This window comes from Lacrimispora sp. BS-2 (assembly GCF_040207125.1).
In the GTDB taxonomy this organism is placed as follows: Bacteria; Bacillota; Clostridia; order Lachnospirales; family Lachnospiraceae; genus Lacrimispora.
The window spans coordinates 3,051,407-3,072,125 of sequence record NZ_CP157940.1; the positions used below are offsets into that span (position 1 = coordinate 3,051,407).

General features: G+C 44.8%; 15 protein-coding genes. 7 read left to right on the plus strand and 8 right to left on the minus strand.

Annotation, left to right across the window (positions count from 1 at the left end):
- Positions 1 to 69 precede the first annotated feature (69 nt).
- Entirely contained in the window at positions 70 to 3,729 is a 3,660-nt protein-coding gene (gene rpoC, locus ABFV83_RS14390) for a DNA-directed RNA polymerase subunit beta' (protein WP_349944741.1), read from the minus strand.
- 18 nt (positions 3,730 to 3,747) lie between these two features.
- Positions 3,748 to 7,644, minus strand: coding sequence for a DNA-directed RNA polymerase subunit beta (locus tag ABFV83_RS14395; RefSeq protein ID WP_349944742.1), 3,897 nt, complete (start codon positions 7,642 to 7,644; stop codon positions 3,748 to 3,750).
- Between the two features lie 210 nt (positions 7,645 to 7,854).
- Here ABFV83_RS14395 and ABFV83_RS14400 point away from each other — a divergent pair, with 210 nt between their 5' ends.
- From ABFV83_RS14400 to ABFV83_RS14410, 3 genes are all read left to right on the plus strand, one after another.
- Positions 7,855 to 8,304 carry a hypothetical protein gene (locus ABFV83_RS14400; protein ID WP_349944744.1) on the plus strand — a complete coding sequence of 150 codons (450 nt, stop codon included), beginning with the start codon at positions 7,855 to 7,857 and terminating at the stop codon, positions 8,302 to 8,304.
- A 546-nt stretch (positions 8,305 to 8,850) separates the two neighbouring features.
- Positions 8,851 to 9,471 carry a superoxide dismutase gene (locus tag ABFV83_RS14405; protein WP_349944746.1) on the plus strand — a complete coding sequence of 207 codons (621 nt, stop codon included), beginning with the start codon at positions 8,851 to 8,853 and terminating at the stop codon, positions 9,469 to 9,471.
- A gap of 16 nt (positions 9,472 to 9,487) precedes the next feature.
- Complete coding sequence (locus ABFV83_RS14410; protein WP_349944748.1) at positions 9,488 to 9,928, plus strand: DNA starvation/stationary phase protection protein; 441 nt, start codon at positions 9,488 to 9,490, stop codon at positions 9,926 to 9,928.
- A gap of 169 nt (positions 9,929 to 10,097) precedes the next feature.
- On the opposite strand, the gene ABFV83_RS14415 is transcribed toward ABFV83_RS14410, so the two are convergent.
- Complete coding sequence (locus ABFV83_RS14415) at positions 10,098 to 11,810, minus strand: cell wall-binding protein (protein WP_349944750.1); 1,713 nt, start codon at positions 11,808 to 11,810, stop codon at positions 10,098 to 10,100.
- Between the two features lie 229 nt (positions 11,811 to 12,039).
- Between ABFV83_RS14415 and ABFV83_RS14420 the strand changes: the two genes are divergently transcribed.
- From ABFV83_RS14420 to ABFV83_RS14430, 3 genes are all read left to right on the plus strand, one after another.
- On the plus strand, positions 12,040 to 12,903 hold the full coding sequence (locus ABFV83_RS14420; RefSeq protein ID WP_349944752.1) for a tyrosine-type recombinase/integrase: 864 nt from the start codon (positions 12,040 to 12,042) through the stop codon (positions 12,901 to 12,903).
- Between the two features lie 6 nt (positions 12,904 to 12,909).
- Entirely contained in the window at positions 12,910 to 13,755 is an 846-nt protein-coding gene (locus ABFV83_RS14425) for a tyrosine-type recombinase/integrase (protein WP_349944754.1), read from the plus strand.
- A 72-nt stretch (positions 13,756 to 13,827) separates the two neighbouring features.
- Positions 13,828 to 15,051, plus strand: coding sequence for an ATP-binding protein (locus tag ABFV83_RS14430; protein ID WP_349944756.1), 1,224 nt, complete (start codon positions 13,828 to 13,830; stop codon positions 15,049 to 15,051).
- A gap of 110 nt (positions 15,052 to 15,161) precedes the next feature.
- Here ABFV83_RS14430 and ABFV83_RS14435 read toward each other — a convergent pair whose 3' ends face one another.
- Genes ABFV83_RS14435 through ABFV83_RS14445 form a run of 3 tightly spaced genes read right to left on the minus strand, consistent with a single transcriptional unit; the run spans position 15,162 to position 17,528 of the window.
- Complete coding sequence (locus ABFV83_RS14435) at positions 15,162 to 15,608, minus strand: DUF1934 domain-containing protein (RefSeq protein ID WP_349944758.1); 447 nt, start codon at positions 15,606 to 15,608, stop codon at positions 15,162 to 15,164.
- A gap of 13 nt (positions 15,609 to 15,621) precedes the next feature.
- Positions 15,622 to 16,440, minus strand: coding sequence for a glutamate racemase (gene murI, locus ABFV83_RS14440; protein WP_349944760.1), 819 nt, complete (start codon positions 16,438 to 16,440; stop codon positions 15,622 to 15,624).
- 23 nt (positions 16,441 to 16,463) lie between these two features.
- Entirely contained in the window at positions 16,464 to 17,528 is a 1,065-nt protein-coding gene (locus ABFV83_RS14445; RefSeq protein ID WP_349944762.1) for a D-alanine--D-alanine ligase family protein, read from the minus strand.
- Between the two features lie 97 nt (positions 17,529 to 17,625).
- Here ABFV83_RS14445 and spoIIR point away from each other — a divergent pair, with 97 nt between their 5' ends.
- Positions 17,626 to 18,282 carry a stage II sporulation protein R gene (spoIIR, locus tag ABFV83_RS14450; protein WP_349944764.1) on the plus strand — a complete coding sequence of 219 codons (657 nt, stop codon included), beginning with the start codon at positions 17,626 to 17,628 and terminating at the stop codon, positions 18,280 to 18,282.
- Here spoIIR and ABFV83_RS14455 read toward each other — a convergent pair.
- Both ABFV83_RS14455 and ABFV83_RS14460 read right to left on the minus strand, forming a co-directional pair.
- On the minus strand, positions 18,251 to 19,447 hold the full coding sequence (locus ABFV83_RS14455) for a TolC family protein (protein WP_349944765.1): 1,197 nt from the start codon (positions 19,445 to 19,447) through the stop codon (positions 18,251 to 18,253). The genes spoIIR and ABFV83_RS14455 overlap by 32 nt on opposite strands.
- 3 nt (positions 19,448 to 19,450) lie before the next feature.
- A complete protein-coding gene (locus ABFV83_RS14460; protein ID WP_349944766.1) occupies positions 19,451 to 20,602 on the minus strand; it encodes a TolC family protein in 1,152 nt (383 codons plus the stop codon).
- Positions 20,603 to 20,719: the final 117 nt, after the last annotated feature.

The window sequence follows — 20,719 nt, forward strand, 5'->3', positions numbered from 1 at the left end:
CCCAAAGATGTGATTTCCAAGAAAATTCCATCTCCGGGCTTTGCAATTTATGGGCTACCTCATTGCTTATTATACCATCTCATTCTCGTCAATATCCAGAACCTCTTCCGCCTCATTAAATTCATCTTCTGTCAGCCTGATCTCATCCTCATCCTCTGACAGATTGATCTCATCCTTTTCCTCGAAAGCAGAATCTGTATTAAGTCCAATGGTGCGGTAACGTTTCATACCGGTACCTGCCGGAATCGGCTTACCGATGATTACGTTCTCCTTCAGACCAATTAAGTGGTCGACCTTGCCGTTAATGGCAGCTTCGGTCAGAACCTTAGTGGTCTCCTGGAAGGAAGCGGCAGATAAGAAGGAATCTGTAGCCAGAGATGCTTTTGTAATACCAAGCATAACCTGCTTTCCTTCTGCCGGGTTCTTTCCTTCAGCAAGAAGTGATTCATTTAAATCATTGTAATCCAGAACATCCATAGAGGTTCCCGGAAGCACATCACTGTCTCCGCTTTCCTCGATTTTGATCTTTTTAAGCATCTGTCTTACGATCATCTCAACGTGCTTGTCATTGATTTCAACACCCTGCAGGCGGTATACACGCTGTACTTCCTGGATCATGTAATCCTGGACAGCACGAACGCCCTTGATCTTTAAGATATCGTGTGGGTTCACACTACCTTCTGTCAGCTCATCACCGGCCTCCAGCACCTGGCCATCCTGAACCTTGATTCTGGATCCGTAAGGGATCAGATAGGTCTTGGAGTTGCCTGTTTCGTTCTCCGTCACAATGATCTCACGCTTTTTCTTAGTATCCTTAATGGCCACTACGCCGCCGAACTCTGCAATGATTGCAAGACCCTTTGGCTTACGTGCCTCAAAAAGCTCCTCAACACGGGGAAGACCCTGTGTGATATCGCCGCCGGCAACACCGCCGGTATGGAAGGTACGCATGGTCAGCTGGGTACCGGGCTCACCGATGGACTGGGCAGCGATGATGCCGACTGCTTCGCCTACCTGAACCGGCTGTCCGGTGGCCATGTTGGCACCGTAACATTTTGCACAAACACCCAGATGGGATTTACAGGTCAATACGGTACGGATCTTTACGGAATCACGGCCAAGCTTCCCTAACACGTTCATGACCGCAGCCGCACGCTTCGGTGTACACATGTGGTTCGCCTTTACGATAACTTCTCCGGTATCCGGATCAACAATGGTTTCCGCAATGAACCGTCCTGTGAGACGCTCCTGCAGGCCCTCAATGGTTTCCTGGCCATCTGTAAATGCCTTAATTTCCATAAACGGTGTATCCTTGCCTTCGCAGCAGTCGATCTCACGGATAATCATATCCTGGGAAACGTCTACCAGACGTCTGGTCAAATAACCGGAGTCAGCGGTACGCAGAGCCGTATCGGAAAGTCCTTTACGTGCACCGTGAGCGGAGATAAAGTACTCCAATACGTCAAGACCTTCACGGAAGTTGGACTTGATAGGAAGTTCAATGGTGTGGCCAGTTGTATCGGCCATAAGTCCACGCATACCTGCCAGCTGTTTGATCTGCTTATCGGAACCACGGGCTCCGGAATCGGCCATCATGTAGATGTTGTTGTACTTATCAAGCCCGGTCAGCAGGTCATGGGTCAACTGGTCATCAGTAACTTTCCATGTGTCAATAACTTCTTTATAACGCTCTTCCTCCGTAATAAGTCCGCGGCGGAAGTTCTTTGCAATCTGGTCAACCGTTGCCTGCGCGTCAGCAATCAGCTTCGGTTTGCTCTCCGGCACTGTCATGTCGGAAATGGAAACAGTCATAGCAGCTCTGGTAGAGTACTTATAACCGATAGCCTTAATGTCATCCAGGGTTTCCGCAGTCTGAACTGCACCATGAACGTTAATGACCTTTTCAAGGATCTGCTTTAACTGCTTCTTTCCTACATGGAAATCAACTTCCATCAAAAGCTCGTTGCCTGGAACAGACCGGTCAACAAAGCCAAGATCCTGAGGAACGATCTCATTGAAAATGAAACGGCCTACAGTTGATTCTACTGCTCCGGTTTTTACGGTTCCATCAGCCATTTTTTTGCTCACTCTGGCCTTAATTCTGGAATGAAGGGTAACTGCCTGATTTTCATAGGCAAGAATCGCTTCATTCACGCTCTTAAATACCATTCCCTCGCCCTTGGCTCCCGGTCTTTCCTGGGTCAGGTAGTAAATTCCCAGAACCATATCCTGAGAAGGAACTGCCACAGGGCCGCCGTCTGAGGGCTTTAATAAGTTGTTAGGTGATAACAGAAGGAAACGGCATTCTGCCTGGGCTTCCACGGAAAGAGGCAGATGGACCGCCATCTGGTCACCGTCAAAGTCAGCGTTGAACGCGGTACAAACCAGAGGGTGAAGCTTAATGGCTTTACCTTCTACCAGAATCGGCTCAAATGCCTGGATACCAAGTCTGTGAAGGGTAGGCGCACGGTTTAACATAACCGGATGTTCCTTGATTACATCTTCCAGCACATCCCAGACCTCTGTCTGAAGACGTTCCACCATCTTTTTTGCATTCTTTATATTGTGAGCGGTTCCGTTGGAAACCAGCTCTTTCATAACAAAAGGCTTGAACAGCTCGATTGCCATTTCTTTTGGCAGACCGCACTGGTAAATCTTAAGTTCCGGTCCTACTACGATAACGGAACGGCCGGAATAGTCCACACGCTTTCCTAAAAGGTTCTGACGGAAACGGCCCTGTTTACCCTTTAACATATCGGAAAGGGACTTTAAGGCACGGTTTCCTGGTCCTGTTACCGGTCTTCCTCTTCTGCCGTTGTCAATGAGGGCATCTACCGCTTCCTGAAGCATACGCTTTTCGTTGCGGACAATGATATCCGGAGCGCCTAACTCCAAAAGACGCGCAAGACGGTTGTTACGGTTTATGATCCTTCTGTATAAATCATTTAAGTCAGAAGTTGCAAAACGGCCGCCGTCAAGCTGTACCATAGGACGGATATCCGGCGGAATTACCGGAACAACAGTCATGATCATCCACTCAGGCAAGTTGCCGGAATTGCGGAATGCCTCCACAACCTCCAGCCTCTTGATAATTCTCGCACGTTTCTGCCCGGTAGCTTCCTTTAACCCTTTCTTTAACTCCTCAGAGTCCTTTTCAAGGTCAATGGAATGTAAAAGCTCCAGAATAGCTTCTGCTCCCATACCTACACGGAAAGCGCCGTAGCCATATTTTTCTATTTCTTCCCGGTATTCTTTTTCCGATAAGACCTGCTTATACTGCAGTCCTGTATTCCCGGCATCAAGCACCACATAAGATGCGAAATAAAGCACCTTTTCCAGGGTTCTTGGAGAAATGTCCAGGATCAGGCCCATTCGGCTGGGGATCCCTTTAAAATACCAGATATGAGAAACAGGAGCTGCAAGCTGGATATGGCCCATGCGCTCTCTGCGGACACTGGCCTTGGTTACTTCAACGCCGCATCGGTCACAGATAACGCCTTTGTACCGGATTTTCTTATATTTACCACAATGGCATTCCCAGTCCTTGCTGGGTCCGAAGATCCGTTCACAGAACAAACCGTCTTTTTCCGGCTTTAAGGTCCTGTAGTTGATTGTCTCAGGCTTTTTTACCTCACCATGGGACCATTCCAGAATCTTCTCCGGAGATGCCAAACCGATCTTTATGGCATCAAATGTCATTGGGTGGTAAGTTTCATTATTTTCAGGCATGAGCGGTTCTCCCTTCTATTATTCTTCGTCTGAATCTTCAAATTCTGCGTCATCGAACTCCTCAAAAGAATCGTCGATACCGTCTGCTTCTACATCTTCTACTTCCTCTACTTCCTCTACTTCCTCTTCTTCCACAGCTACCAGCTCTGCATCCTTAAATTCCTGCTTCTGGTAACCGTAGCTGCCAAAGGATTCTTCATCCCGGTAGCGTCTGTCACCTTCAATGATGGACCTTAAATCAGTTTCTTCATATTCGGTGCTTTCTGCAATCTGAACCTCTGTATTGTCGTCACGCAGCACTCTTACATCCAGTGCCAGAGACTGAAGTTCTTTTAACAATACCTTAAAGGATTCCGGAATTCCCGGCTCAGGAATATTATCACCCTTGATAATGGCCTCGTAGGTCTTCACACGTCCTACCACGTCATCGGATTTCACGGTCATGATTTCCTGCAGCGTGTAGGAAGCGCCATAAGCCTCCAGAGCCCAAACCTCCATCTCTCCGAAACGCTGGCCGCCGAACTGGGCTTTACCGCCGAGAGGCTGCTGGGTAACCAGAGAGTATGGTCCTGTGGAACGGGCATGGATCTTATCATCAACCAGATGGTGAAGCTTCAGATAATGCATGTGGCCGATGGTAACCGGGCTGTCAAAATACTCGCCGGTACGTCCGTCACGGAGGCGGACCTTACCGTCACGGTTCAAGGGAACGCCCTTCCACAATTCCTTGTGATCCAGATGATCGCCCAGATAATCGATAACTTCAGGCTTTAAGGTTTCTTTATATTTTTCCTGGAAATCCTCCCACTCCATGTTTACATAGTCGTTGGCTACATCCAGGGTATCCATAATGTCGATTTCGTTTGCACCGTCAAATACCGGGGTAGATACGTTAAATCCAAGAGCCCTTGCTGCAAGGCTTAAATGGATCTCAAGCACCTGCCCGATGTTCATACGTGACGGCACGCCCAGAGGGTTTAATACGATATCAAGAGGGCGGCCATTAGGAAGGAACGGCATATCTTCTACAGGAAGCACGCGGGAAACAACACCCTTGTTTCCGTGACGGCCCGCCATCTTATCACCTACAGAGATTTTTCTCTTCTGGGCAATGTAAATGCGGACAGTCTGGTTCACACCTGGAGAAAGCTCGTCACCATTTTCTCTTGTAAATACTTTTGCATCCACGATAATACCGTAGGCACCGTGAGGAACCTTTAAAGAGGTATCGCGGACTTCTCTTGCCTTCTCACCGAAGATGGCACGTAACAGCCGCTCTTCTGCGGTCAGCTCAGTCTCTCCCTTGGGAGTAACCTTTCCAACCAGAATATCACCGGCACGAACTTCCGCACCGATTCTTATGATTCCTCTCTCATCAAGATCCTTTAAGGCATCCTCGCCCACGCCAGGAACATCCCTTGTGATCTCTTCCGGTCCTAACTTGGTATCACGGGCTTCCGCCTCATATTCTTCGATATGGACAGAGGTATAAACATCCTCCTGTACCAGCTTCTCACTTAAGAGAACCGCATCCTCGTAGTTATAACCTTCCCAGGTCATGAATCCGATCAGCGGGTTCTTACCGAGAGCGATCTCACCGTTCTGAGTGGATGGGCCGTCTGCAATAACTTCTCCCTTTTCCACATGGTTGTTCTTAAATACGATCGGCTTCTGGTTATAACAGTTAGACTGGTTGCTTCTCTTAAATTTGGTCAGACGGTAAACATCTTTTCCGCCGTCGGAATCTCTCTTAATGATAATTTCATTGGAAGCAGAACGCTCCACAACGCCGGAATTCTTGGCAACAACACAAACACCGGAGTCTACGGCTGCCTTGGATTCCATACCGGTTCCTACCACAGGAGTCTCTGTTGTCAAGAGCGGCACGGCCTGACGCTGCATGTTGGATCCCATGAGGGCACGGTTGGCATCGTCGTTCTCAAGGAAAGGAATCATGGCAGTTGCAACGGAAAATACCATCTTCGGAGAAACGTCCATAAGGTCGATGTTTTTCCTCTGGAATTCGGAGGTTTCTTCACGGAAACGTCCGGAAATATTCTTATGGATGAAATGGCCTTCGTCATCAAGAGGCTCATTCGCCTGTGCAACCACGAAATTATCTTCTTCGTCAGCAGTCAGGTAAACAACTTCATCAGTAACCACCGGATTCTGGGCATTGGTCTTATCTACCACCCGGTAAGGAGCTTCTACAAATCCGTACTGATTTACTCTCGCGTAAGTTGCAAGGGAGTTGATCAGACCGATGTTAGGACCTTCCGGTGTCTCAATCGGGCACATACGTCCATAATGGGTATAGTGAACGTCTCGGACCTCAAATCCGGCACGATCTCTGGAAAGACCGCCAGGTCCCAATGCGGATAAACGTCTCTTATGGGTCAGCTCTGCCAGCGGGTTATTCTGATCCATGAACTGTGACAGCTGGGAACTTCCAAAGAATTCCTTTACTGCTGCAGTAACAGGCTTGATATTGATCAGGGATTGAGGTGTGATGCCATCCATATCCTGTGTTGTCATACGTTCCCTGACCACACGTTCCATTCTGGAAAGACCGATGCGGTACTGGTTCTGCAAAAGCTCGCCAACAGCACGGATTCTACGGTTTCCCAAATGGTCGATATCATCGGCCGCTCCCACTTCTTCTTCCAGGTGCATGTTGTAATTGATGGAAGCCAGAATATCTTCCTTTGTAATATGCTTTGGAATCAGTTCATTTATATTTCTGTGAAGGGCTTTCTTAAGGGTTTCTTCATCCTCGCTGCCAGCTTCTGCCAGGATTTTTTCAAGTGCAGGATAGAATACTAACTCTGTAATACCCGCTTCCTTTGGATCAAAATTCACAAAAGAAGCCAGATCAACCATTAAGTTAGAAAGAACTTTTTGCTTGCGCTCCACTCCTTCCAGCCAGACAAAAGGAACAGCCGCATTCTGAATATCGGTTGCAAGCTGCTTGTCTACTGTGGTTCCAGCCTCTGCCAGAATTTCCCCGGTTGTGGTGTCAACCACATCCTCAGCAAGAACATGGCCTGTAATGCGGTTTTTGAAATGAAGCTTTTTATTGAACTTATATCTTCCGACCTTTGCAAGATCGTATCTTCTGGGGTCAAAAAACATACTATTTAACAAACTTTCAGCACTATCAACAGATAAAGGCTCACCTGGGCGGATCTTCTTATATAACTCCAATAAGCCATCCTGGTAATTATCGGAAGTATCCTTACCAAAGCTGGCTAATAATTTTGGTTCTTCACCGAACAGTTCAATGATCTCTGCGTTGGTACCAAAGCCCAGAGCACGGATCAGCACGGTTACAGGAACCTTTCTGGTTCTGTCTACACGTACGTAGAAGATGTCGTTGGAGTCTGTTTCGTACTCCAGCCATGCACCCCTGTTGGGGATTACCGTGCAGGCATAAAGCTCCTTCCCTACCTTGTCATGTTCAATGCCATAATATATACCTGGGGAACGTACCAACTGGCTAACAATAACTCGCTCGGCACCGTTGATCACAAAGGAACCGGTATCTGTCATAAGCGGAAGATCGCCCATGAAGATCTCATGTTCATTAATCTCATCTTTATCTTTATTGCAAAGCCTTACCTTTACCTTTAAAGGAGCCGCATAAGTTGCATCTCTTTCCTTGCATTCTTCTATTGTGTACTTGATATCATCTTTACATAATGTAAAGTTGACAAACTCAAGACTTAAGTGTCCTGCAAAGTCTGCAATCGGAGAGATGTCTTCAAAGACTTCCTTTAATCCTTCATCAAGGAACCACTGATAGGAATTCTTTTGAATCTCAATCAGGTTAGGCATCTCAAGCACTTCTTTTTGTCTTGAGAAGCTCATTCTCAGGCTCTTACCGGCTGGGACCGGACGCATTCTGCTTTTCTCCATTGACGTTTCACCCCTGTTTTCTTTCTAATCGTTTCTGTTTTTGGGCATAAATGTGCCTTCAAGGCACACAAATCCACAATAGTGCACATTCCATAATATCATGGGACTGTCAACGTGTCAAGCATTTTTTGCTTGTATTTTCCAAGAAAATGTGTTATACTATTGCAGATAGGCCCAATTTTACAAAATGAACTATTGGAGGTATTCCCGGTGAGCACATTTTTAAACGTATTATTAGTGATTCTTTTCATCGCAGCCGTGGCTCTGGCAATCCTTTATTTTCTCGGAAGAAAGCTGGAAAAGCGTCAGGTGGAACAGCAGCAGGCATTGGAAGCTGCGGCACAGTCCGTATCCATGCTGGTAATCGATAAAAAGAAGATGAAGCTAAAGGATGCAGGGCTTCCTAAGATCGTGTACGAACAAACCCCATGGTATATGCGCCGTACAAAGCTGCCCATTGTAAAGGCAAAGGTTGGCCCAAAGGTTATGACACTGATCGCTGACGCCAAGGTATTCGACGTGCTTCCGGTCAAAACAGAAGCTAAGGTTGTGGTAAGCGGTATCTACATAACCGAGATCAAGAGCCTTCGCGGCAAAGCGGTTCCTCCGGCGCCAAAAAAGAAGAAATTCCTGGACAGGTTTAAAAAGGGCGGTAAGTAAGATATCTGGTTTCTGTATTTACGAATACATCAATACCCGATTTTTAGAAAATGATCTGTATCATAATAAGATCTGTGCAGAATGCCGGAGCGCGATTATAATCGCACTTCGGCATTTTTTGTTAATAAAAATAGAGTTTTCGGTTATGAGATATTATTTTGTCAGTTCTTTGCAGAAAATGGGTTCATGAAAAAGACCTGTCCTGCTTCCTTATATATTAGGAAGAAGTACCGATTGCAATAAGGCCTTTATGAGCATTTATATAATTGCTATTATTTAAAAATTTTTATCAATATCATCCTGTTAATGATATAAAAATATAGATTGCGAGTTTCTTTCAATTTAGTCTTAATCTCACATTAATCTCAATTTAAAAACATATTTTTGGTTAATATAACTACAACAGTTGTTTTCAATTAAATTTTAAAAAACCTATTGACAAACTCATTTTTATAATATACAATTAAGCCACAAGATAGTTAGTTAAAACTAACCAACTATATGATAACCTTTACCAGATAAATTAGCAACGAAAGGAGAATTACTATGTTTAATCAAATACAATTACCCTACGCATATAACGCTTTAGAACCCTACATCGATGCTCTCACAATGGAGACCCATTATTCCAAACATCATGCAGCTTACACCAAAAACTTAAATGACGCTGCTCAGAAGGCCGGTGTTGCAGATAAAGAAATCACCTCCCTGCTCTCTTCTCTGGACAGCATATCCGATGAAGCTCTCAGAAAGGCCATCCGCAACAATGGTGGCGGCTTCTACAATCATAACCTGTATTTTTCAACCATGAGCCCTGACGGCGGCGGAGAACCTGAAGGCCCCCTCAAAGATGCCCTGGAAAAAGCTTTTGGCAGCTTTTCCGACTTTCAGAATCAGTTGAGCGGTCTGGCTGCCGGCCAGTTTGGGTCCGGATGGGGCTGGCTGTCGGCAAACCGGGATGGCAGGCTGGTTCTTTCCGCCAGTGCTAATCAGGACAATCCCCTCATGGAAGGCAAAGGTTTTGTTCCTATTCTGGGCATTGATGTTTGGGAACATGCCTACTATCTGAAATATAAGAATCTCAGAGCTGACTATATTAAAGCATTTTTCAATGTGATTGATTGGAAAGCTGTTGCTTCAAACTATGAAAATATAATAAACAACTAAGAAAAGGAGAAATATAATGAGCAAAAATTTATTTGAAAAACTTAATGAGTATTTGGCCAACCAGCAGGTCATGTATATCAAACTTCATAACCTGCACTGGTATGTGAAGGGTCGCAGTTTCTTTACACTCCATGCAAAGCTGGAGGAATTATATGACCAGACCGCCCAGATCATGGATGAGGTTGCGGAGCGGCTGCTGGCTTTGGGCGGTTCCCCTGTTGCCAGCTTAAAAAAGGCACTGGCTCTCACTTCCGTCAAGGAACTGGAGGATGTTCCTATTTCCTCAGATGAAACCATTAACAGCCTGATTTCGGATGTGGAATATTGGATCCGGGATACAAAGGAAATCGTTAAGCTGGCCGAGGATAATGACGATGGAGCAACCGCAGATCAATTTAACGGTTATCTGGCCGAATACCAGAAGCTTTTGTGGATGCTGAAGTCATATATCAGCTAAATCTTCATAAATCTGAAAATAAAATGCCGCTTCCTAATGTAATTATTTAGGAAGCGGCATTTTTACATTGGATTTCTCATAAAAGAGGGGCCGCTGCCCCAGGTTGATTCCTCAACAATGGTACAGCGGCCCTTGTAAGGCAACTGAAATTATTTCATTCAATAATGAATTAATTCTCTACAAATACATTTTCGATTATCTTGCTGCTGCTAACTTTATAGCAACGGTCATCTCCGTCTTTTGCTTTGGTCTTGCCCTTCTGAACTGTACCAGATGTGTTAACTAATCTGTATTTTGTCTCTACAATACCCTTTTCAGTTTCTGCTTTTTTATCTTTAGCATCAAATTTATAGAATTCGGCAAATGACTTGTCGTTTACTTTCTCAGCTTTGACATCATCCAGGAACTTCTCTGTTGTCAGAAGCTTAATTTCTGTATATTCTCCATTGACTGTTGTAGCCTTGACTACAGAATATTTATCGTCCTTATCAGCCTTTAACAGCATACCTCCAAGGTAATACTTGTCATCATCTACCCCAAATTTACCCTGGCCTTTTGTGCTTCCGGACTTATTGAATAAGAACTGGAAATTATCTCCATCAATGCTAACATTCTGCTTGCCGGTCTTCATAGCACCGTCATTTTCGCCGCCAAAATAGTACATCCTGTATTCTGCTTCCGTGTACAGGCCAGATACATTTTCTTTGAATTCATCTTCTGTATCAAAGTTGTAGTCAGCTAAGTCGTCATCACCTGCAACATATTCAATGTCCGTTGTGCTGTTTCCAACAAACTTAATAGCAACCAGGCCATCCTTCATTACACCATAGGAATCAAACGCATATTTCTTTCCATTAATGGTCTTGATTTCAGATGCAACTAATTTACCATCCTTATCAGCATAGTACCAGTTGTTTTCATCATCATCATAATCATCTTTGTTCAGATAAGAATCAGGCACAACCTGGAACCAACCCTTGGTTACTCTGGCGCCATCTTCCGGGCTTCCATAATATCTGAACCCTCTTGTATATACAGCATTACCCTGGCTGGTAGTAGCAGTGCTGTTTGTTGCTACCGTCTCAGTAGGACTAGCCGACCAGTTAACCCATTCAGCATTCATACGGCCATCTACATCAAAGCTGTATTTTCTGCCGTTAATGGTCTTACCGTTTTCATCCGTCATCTTCTTACCGTTGGTTTTAAAATAGAACCAACGTGTCTGGTCTTCATCATCGAATAAGTTATCGCTGGAAACACCAGGATCATGCACGCCATCATAGCTATTATCAACGATATCCAGATACTCCCACTGTCCAACTCTCTGGGCGCCATCATTTTCATCACCGCAATAATAAAGACCGTCACGCCACTTGTCATCACCAGTTACTCTATCTCCGCTGTCATCAATCCAACCATACAGCATCTTTGCTTCATCATCAAAGATATATTTCTTTCCGTTAATTGTCTTGAAAGAAGCAGTGTTTCCGGTACTAGAGCTCTTATAAGCTCTTCCGTTAGATCCAAAGTAATACCAGTGATTCAGCGGTTCTTCATCATCATCATCGCCGCCGTCATAATCGTCATTCTCAACGGAAACCCACTTATTGGCTACCATAGCACCATTCTCATCTACATAATAGTAGTTGTCATTGTACTCAACAACCATATCGGTAGCCATCTCGCCATCTTCATTAAGATAGAACCAGTTATCTCCTGATTTCTCCCACTTCTCTGTCTCTAAGTCGCCGCTCTTACTGTAGTACACCCATGTACCATTTTCTTCCTGCCAGCCGGTTGCTGCGAAAGAGGACATGGAAGCACCTAAAGCCAGCAGTGCTGCTGTGGATAATACAGCAACTAATTTTGTCTGCTTTCTCATAATTAATGCACTCTCCTTTTTTTCTTTTTGAAATACTCTTCGAAATTCCTAATTGCATTACGAGGTAATTATACTTCTAATATTGGAAATTATCGTAAGCAACATGTACTTTACATGCATTTATTCACTATTTAATGCAGTTTTTTCGAAATTTTCTTGATTTTTTTCTACGTAACATATATACTTATATAAAACTGTTTTTGCATCATTAAACAAGGAGGAAAAAGATATGATAAAAGAAGAAACTGTAACCGGTTCAGAAGCAGAAAATAAAAGTGTCGTCGAGCAAAGCCTTGATGATTTTCAAAGCTATCTGGAATTTAACAACATGTCCTCTAATACCATTCATGTGTATTTATTCGCAGTAAAACAATTTCTTGGTTTATATCATGTGATCAGCCATGATAATCTCATGCTTTATAAATGTTACCTTATGGAACATTATAAGCCCCAGACAGTCAACTTAAGAATCAGAGCTCTTAATTGTTACACAGAGTCTTTACAGCTTTCTTCCTCCAAAATGCTGATGATACGAGTCCAACAGAAAACATTTCTGGAAAACGTTATCAGCCAGGCAGATTACGAATACTTAAAAAAATGTCTGATACGTTCCGGAAACATGCTGTATTATTTTGTCATACGTTTTATGGCAGCCACAGGCGTCCGGGTCAGCGAGCTGGTCCAGATCAAGGTAGAGCACGTAAAACGCGGTTATATGGATATTTACTCCAAGGATAATAAAATAAGAAGAATCTACATACCAAAAAGCCTCCGTGAGGATGCGATGAAATGGCTGCGGCAGATTGACCGGGTGAGCGGATACGTGTTTTTAAACCGCTACGGTGATCCCATTACACCTGCCGGAATCCGGGGCCAGCTTAAAAAATTTACCGTCCTATATGATCTGGATCCAAAAGTGGTTTATCCTCATTCCTTCCGTCACCGTTTTGCAAAGAATTTTATTGAAACCTGCGGGGATATTTCCATGCTTTCCGATATTTTAGGGCATGAAAGCATTGAAACCACAAGAATCTATCTTCATCGAAGCAGCACGGAACAAAAACAGATTGTTAATCAAATTGTGAATTGGTAGGATATTATGTTAAATGAAGAATTGCTGAATGATTTTAAGAAATTTTTGAAGAAAAAGAATTTATCAAGTAATACCATTACGGCCTATGCGGGCAGCGTCCGACTTTTTTTTAGCATGTATAAAGAAATCACACCGGAGAGCCTTCAGCATTATAAAAGCTACCTGATCACCCGCTACCGGCCTGCAACAGTCAACCAGCGGATCTATGCCATGAATCACTTTTCCCGCTTTTTGGCAGAAACTAATGGAGAGGAATATATTTTAGTCGCCTCTTACCATCTGCCTTCCGTGAAAGTCCAGCAAAAGACATTTCTGGATACTGTTATTTCAAATGAAGATTATGAGCTGTTTAAAACGAAATTAAAAGAAGAGAAAAATTATTTCTGGTATTTTATCGTCCGCTTTCTGGCAGCAACAGGCGCCAGGGTCAGTGAACTGATCCAGATCAAGGTGGAGCATTTAAACCTGGGATATCTGGACCTTTATTCCAAGGGCGGAAAGGTGCGCCGCATTTATTTCCCGGATTCTTTATGCAAAGAGGCACTGGAATGGTGCCACGGCATGGGCAAGAAAAGCGGTTTCCTCTTTTTAAATAAAGAAGGACGGCTGATCACCCCACGGGGGATCAATTTTCAGCTAAAGCATCTGGCCAAACGCTATGGGATAGATCCTGATACCGTCTATCCCCATTCCTTCCGCCACCGTTTTGCCAAAAACTTTTTGGCCTGCTTTAACGATATTTCTCTTTTAGCGGATTTAATGGGACATGAAAGCATTGAGACTACAAGAATTTATCTCACCCGTTCCAGCCAGGAGCAGCAGCAGATTCTCGACGAAATTATCACATGGTAGACAATTTTTTAGCTTTCTTATTTATTTTTACAGATTTTTACAGTATAATCTCGAAAAGGAGGATAATATACCATGATAATTTCATTTCGTTTTAGAAACTTCCGTTCCTTTCTGGATGAAACTTTTATTGATATGAAGGCAGTTAATTACAAGGAACACCCAAACCACCTGGTAATGTCAGGAAACAAAAAACTGATCAAGACTCTGGCTATATACGGAGCAAACTCCAGCGGGAAAACCAATCTTTTTCTCGCTTTTGCCAGTTTTCATTCTTTTATTTTCTGGCAGCTCTTTTCAATGGAGGACATTCCCAGGAAACATTTTATGTCGCTGCTGCAGATCAGCTCTTTGGACAAAATCCTTCCATTCCTGGAGGAGGACTCCAATTCCCAGCCCACGGAAATGGAACTTTCCTTTATCAGCGGGGAGCGGGTCTATGAATACGGCTTTTCTGTCCTCAAAGGGAAAATTCTCTCGGAAAATCTGGCAGTGGATAACCATGTGGTATACACACGTAATGCCGATGAGATTACCATTGGACGCCAGTACGAAAAAGTTTTACGTCAAAAGGCAGGAATCCTCCCTCGCGAGGATCGGTTATTCTGTTCTATTTTATCATGCCTGGATATACCCGAAATCACCGCATTCATGGAACCTTTTGAAACCTTTTTTTCGAAGCAGATCGCTTATTACTGTGATTTCCTTGAACCATTCCAGCTTGCAGGTCATCTGATCATGGATGGAAGGGCATACAAAGCCCTCGAAAACCCGGAGGCCCTTAATTATGCATTGGCACAGCTAAGAAAGCTTGGAATCCCGGCTGTAGAATTTATTGTTGAAAAGGGACTTCCTAAGCTTGGATACCAGGTAAAATCCCGGGAAACCGGCCAGTTCCAGATACACTATAGGGACTACACAAAGGTTTCCATGGGCACAATGAAATACCTTCAATTTTTTATACAGGTTTATCATCTGTCCCAAAAAGGTGGTGGTATTCTGATTATTGATAACATATCAAATGAATTTCATCCGACTGTTACAAAATTCTTTATTGATACTTTTCAGCAGGATAAAAACTCAAACATACAGATTATTTTCACGACCTATGATATCTCCATATTAAATAATCAGCAGTTCCGCCGGGATGAAGTAGCTTTTGTGGATATGAACGAATATCAGGAGTCCAGGCTATACACCTTAGCAGACATAAAAGTCCGGTCTGATGCCAGCTTTTCCAAGGACTATCTTTTAGGCAAATATGGGGCAATTCCGCTTCTTAAAGAATGTATTTTCTAAAATAACTGAAAAAGGCATACTGCCAATGGTGATATGATACCTCCAAAGTATTAGTTTTTATATTTAAACTGTATACTTTGGAGGTATCATGTCAATGGCATATGTCTTTTTTAATTTAAAAGGCGAATATCCGCTGTGGCTTTGGAATGAATATCCAACACAATATTGCATTCCGATACATGCTGGTAATTGATATCAAGGGAATAGGCCACCCGCACCTTTAAGCGGTCCTCTTCCTCATTAATCTGGATATCCTTTGTGTTGATCCCGATCATCAGTTCTCCAAAAGGCGTGGCATAGCAGGACATATTTTTTTTATCCTTTTCAAATGTCATGTGAACGCTGGAGCTTCCGCGTTTGATGATATCCAGTCCGGACCCGTGGATCTTAATGGTGTTCTTGGTCACTCCCCCTGTGTCCTCCTGGATCTCGTCATACAGGATATAGTGATTGCCATTTTTCAGGAAATAATCGCCGGCTGTTATCATCTCAACCGAATTGCTGTCATCTTCTGCAATCTGCATCCCCCTGATACTGATGAGAACATCTCTTGTCATAGTAAGAACTCCTTTAGTAATCCTCAATGTTGATTTGTTTTGTCTCTTTCACCTGTCCCGGAAGAATCGAAGCGGCAAAGCTGCTAAACTTCTCTGCCAGGTCACTGACATAGAAACGGTACTTTTCCAGATCACTGCTTTCCTGCCCGCATAAAAGGCCGTTTTCTTCCAAAACCTGCTTTAACTCCAAGGCAGTTTCATAGGCAGGATTTACCAATGTCACCTCCGGCCCCATAAGTCTTCCCACGGTGGAACGTAAAAGGGGGTAATGGGTACAGCCCAGTACCAGTGTGTCAATATATTTTCCTTTTAATTCACTTAAATATCTGGAAGCGATCTCATCAGTAACGGAATCGTGCAATAACCCTTCTTCCACCAGAGGTACCAGAAGAGGGCATGGCTTTCCGGTCACTTCAATATCCTCTTTCATTTCCTTCATCACTCTGGTATATACTCCGCTCCGTATGGTGCCTTCGGTTCCAATGATACCGATCTTCCCGTTTTTGGTGGCCTCTACGGCGGTTCTGGCCCCTGCATGGATCACACCAAGAATGGGAATGTCCACTTCCTTTTCCACAGCCTCAAGAGCGCAGGCAGTGGCCGTATTGCAGGCTATCACGATTGCTTTCACATCCTGGGTCATGAGAAAACGGATGATCTGTCTGGTAAAACGGACCACCGTGCTGCAGGATTTACTGCCATAGGGCACTCTTGCCGTATCACCAAAATATACAATTCTTTCATCAGGCATCTGCCGCATGATCTCGCGGGCCACCGTAAGCCCGCCTACGCCGGAATCAAATACTCCTATGGGGGAATTTCTGTCTGCCATTAACTTTCCTCTTTCCTGCCCTGCTATACCCGGTTGCGGCCCATTGCATGCTCCAACAGCCGGTCAACCAGTTGGTCCTTATTTATTCCAGACGCTTCCCAAAGCATGGGATACATGCTGATTGCAGTAAATCCGGGCATAGTATTGATCTCATTGAATACCACAACGCCGTCCTTTTTCACAAAAAAGTCGACCCTTGCCAGGCCATAGCCGTCTACTGCCTGGAAAATGGCCTTAGCGGCTTCTCTTACCCGCTCTGCTGCCCCCTCCGGCAGAACCGGATCTACAACCGTTCTGGAATCAGAGTTATAATACTTTGCATCAAAATCATAGAATTCCGCTGCCGCAAGGATCTCTCCTACTCCGGAAGCTTCCACCGGCACGTTTCCGCCTCCAAATACGGCACATTCGATTTCCCGTCCGACAATCATCTCTTCTACCAGAATCTTGCGGTCATGCTTTGCGGCCTCTACCAGTGCCTCCCTGAGCTCTTTGCCGTCATTTGCCCGGCTTACTCCCTTGGAGGAGCCTGCATTGGAGGGTTTCACAAACACCGGGTAAGAGAATTTTTCCTCTACCTTTCCAACAACTGCTTCTATATCCTTTAAGTCATGGCGCATCACCGGCACATAAGCTGCCTGAGTGACTCCTAAATCCTCTACAACGATCTTTGTATATAATTTATCCATGGAAATTGCAGAAGCCAGTACTCCGCAGCCCACATATGGTATTCCCGCCAGTTCAAACAGCCCCTGAACGGTCCCATCCTCTCCAAACAATCCATGAAGCACCGGGAATACCACATCAACCCTGACGATTTCCGTCTTTTCCCCATCGATCAGGATAACGCCACCCATGGTTGCATCAGGAGAGATAACAGCAGAGACCGGGCCCTCTTTCCATGTGCCTTTTTCTATATCTTCTACTGAGTCTGTCTTAATCCAGCGGCCCTCTTCTGTAATCCCAATTAAAACTATATTGTATTTTTCTATATTAATATGGTTAATAACATTGACCACCGACATACAGGATACAATATGCTCCGATGACTGGCCGCCGAATAGTACAACCGCAGTTTTTCTGTCCATTTTGCTCTCCTTATTAATTTCTCAAATTTACAGTGTTTATATTATAGCACATATGGTAACAATTACAAATAGATTCCAGAAAAAAGGAGGAACCCCAATGAAACAGAAACGCGATTTATTTCTATGTATTACCTGTCTTCTGATTGCATTTTTGCTTACCTTATCAGACGGAAGGCAAAAGGATGAAGCTCTGGCCGCACGGATCGCACCGGAAATCCTGCGCTTTCACGTGCTTGCAAACAGCGACAGCTCAGAAGATCAAACCCTGAAATTAAAAGTGCGCACCATGCTGCTCAATTCAATATATGAGGACCTTGGCGAAAAAGCATCCCTTGAGGAAACAAAAGACTATGTTCTTTCCCATAAGAACAGCCTGGAAAGACAGGCAGAACACTACATGAAAAAACTGGGATATGATTATCCCGCACATATGGAACTGACCAATTGTTACTTTCCTACCAAAACCTACGGAGATATGGTATTTCCCTGCGGCAATTACGAGGCTGTCCGGGTAAAAATAGGGGAAGGAAAAGGACGCAACTGGTGGTGCGTCCTTTATCCTCCGCTTTGTTTCACAGATTCTTCTTATGCGGTTGTACCGGATACTTCCAAAACAATACTGAAAAGCTCCATGGTTGAATCTGATTATAAGAAAATCAGCCAGGAAAATCCGAAGATCCATATCCGTTTCAAGCTGGCTGATCTGCTTTCCAAGCCGGAACCTACTGCTCAGAAGACGTTACAAGCCCCTTAACCGCCCACTGGTAGGTATTATATGCCTGATACAGGGTGTTATAAGCGCTTTGCTTTTCTCCCTCTGCCTGTGAAAATGCCATCTGGGCCTGCAGATAGTTTATTTTGCTCAGCATGCCCAGCTGATAGGAACGGTCTGCCTTTTCCTTTTCCAGCACCGCCTTTTCATAAGCGGTGGAGGCAGCATCATAGGCGGTTTTCGCCTGAAGGATTTCCTGATAATAGGACTGCATGGTAACCGTAAGATTCTGCTCTTCCTCTGAAACGCTGGCTTCCTTATTCTTTACGCCGGTGGTGGTCTTGCCCGAAGCCCCATGGCGTTTATCGATCAGGTCGTAATTATTTCCCATGGCCTTTGCCGTATCTGCTGCCAGATCCAGGGTAGAAATTACGGAAAGATCTAACTGAGGGACTGCTCCGATCTGGACTTCCCCATCCGCCGGATACCCGGTCATCAGGCATAAGGAACGCTTCAGTCCGTCAATGGTGTTATCAAGCTGGTCAAGAGCTGCCTGGGCTGCCAGTACCCCTTTATTGGCTGCCAGAACATCTGCTTCTGTGGCCATGCCCTGTTTCAGGCTTAAGGACTGGGCCTCATAGCCTGCCACGCTTAAATCCAGCGCTTTTTGAACCATGGCGCGGTTAGCCAGAGCGCTGTTATAGCCTATCATGATCTGATCTGCAGCAGAAGAAAAGGTCTTTGAATAGCGGTCAACGCTTTTATTAACTCCTGAGTTAATGCGTTTGATTCCGTTATTCAGCATCTCGGCCCTGCCATCCAACATCTTAACCGTGGCCTTTAAGGCTTCGTATCTCTCCTGCCCTTCCTTACTGTCTGCGGCACCTGAATCTTTCATCGCCTGGGCTTCGTCATTAAGATCACGGATTTGCCTTCTCATTTCGTCATAGACATACTGCTGATTGCTTAACTCATTTCCTGCCGAATCGGCAATGTTCTTAACATCAGGGTTAAAATACCTTACCAAATCGGAAAGCTCATCAAATTCTATGGTCTGATCGTGGAGCCTGTTCCATGTTTCCTCTGCCATCCCGTCAGGAATGACAGTTCCCGTACTGCCGGGTCCGGCTGCCCCGTAAGCCGGCAGAGCAGCGGTAAGGGTGAAGGCCACTGCCATGCAGGCAGATAAGTAACCTTTCTTTCTCATATCTTATAAACCTCCTGCCGAAGCCAGTCCGTTCACTGCATTATCATAATTCTGTACCGCCTGGAACAAGGCAAGCTCTGCTGTCTTTATGGCAAGACTTTTTGTGTCATATGCATTTTTCTGCTTCAGATAATCCAGTCTGCTTAAGGCACCAAGGTCATATTTCCTCTGGGCAGTATCCATATTTTTGCTTTCCAGGGCAAGCTCTGCTCCTGCCTGGTCATATGATGCCTTTGCCTGCAGAACCGCCCGGTAGCGCTTTGTTAAATCGGAACCAATATTCTGCTCATTGTTTGCAATCGTCCGGTTCAAAGTCTGTTTCGTCACATCCCCGACGGCATTTTCCAGCTTTCTCTTATTGATTTTTAAGGTATAGCTGTTACCCAGGGCAGATTCCTTATCAGTGTCCGGGTTCATGGCGGTAATGCGTTCCATATTTACAGCCGGAATTTCAAGAATCTCCGGTACATCGTTGTATTTCCAGCCCAGCATGACGCAAAGCTTCTGCCTGGTTTCTTCAACAGAAGACGTCAGCTTATCAATGGAAGCCTGGGTGCTCTGAACACTCTCTAAGGCTCCCAGCACATCCGCCTGGGTTGCCATACCTGCATTTTGCCTTACCAGAGTGGACTGGTAAACAGCCTCTAAAAACTCCAGGCTGCTCTTTGCGCTTTCCAGCTCATATTTCTGCTGAAAATAGGCAACCATAGAGGACTGGGCCGTTGCCACCAGATTGGCTTCCTCCTGGTCATAGGTCAGCTGATATACCTTTAAATCCTCCACATTGGTATCTGCCGAGGCTTCCGCCCGGTTGGCACTGGCCGCACCGCTTGCATCAGTCATCGGGTCATCTCCGGTAATCATGTTTCTGTAATCGTTTGCCGCATCACGGTAATATTGGGCATTCTGGTCACTGGTGATCCGGTCATCCTTTTTCTTGTCATTAATATCCAGCTGGTTTTTCTGGACCGTCACATTATATTCACGGATCAGGCCAGCCAGTTCATCATATTCCATTACATTGTCCCTAAGCCTTGCCCACTCTTCAGGGGTTCTTGCAAACTCCGGGCTGCCGGCCCAGGCTGTTGCAGCCGGTCCGGAAACAGTCAATGCTGCTGCAAGGCAGTATGCAAAAATATGTTTCCATTTTCTCATCCTTAATCCTCCTTAACTGGGATTTTTATGCTATATACCTGTCATTATTTTATCATATCACGCTTTGAGCATGAAATCCACTTTCTTCCAGAAGGGAACCGGATTTTCCGAAGGTCC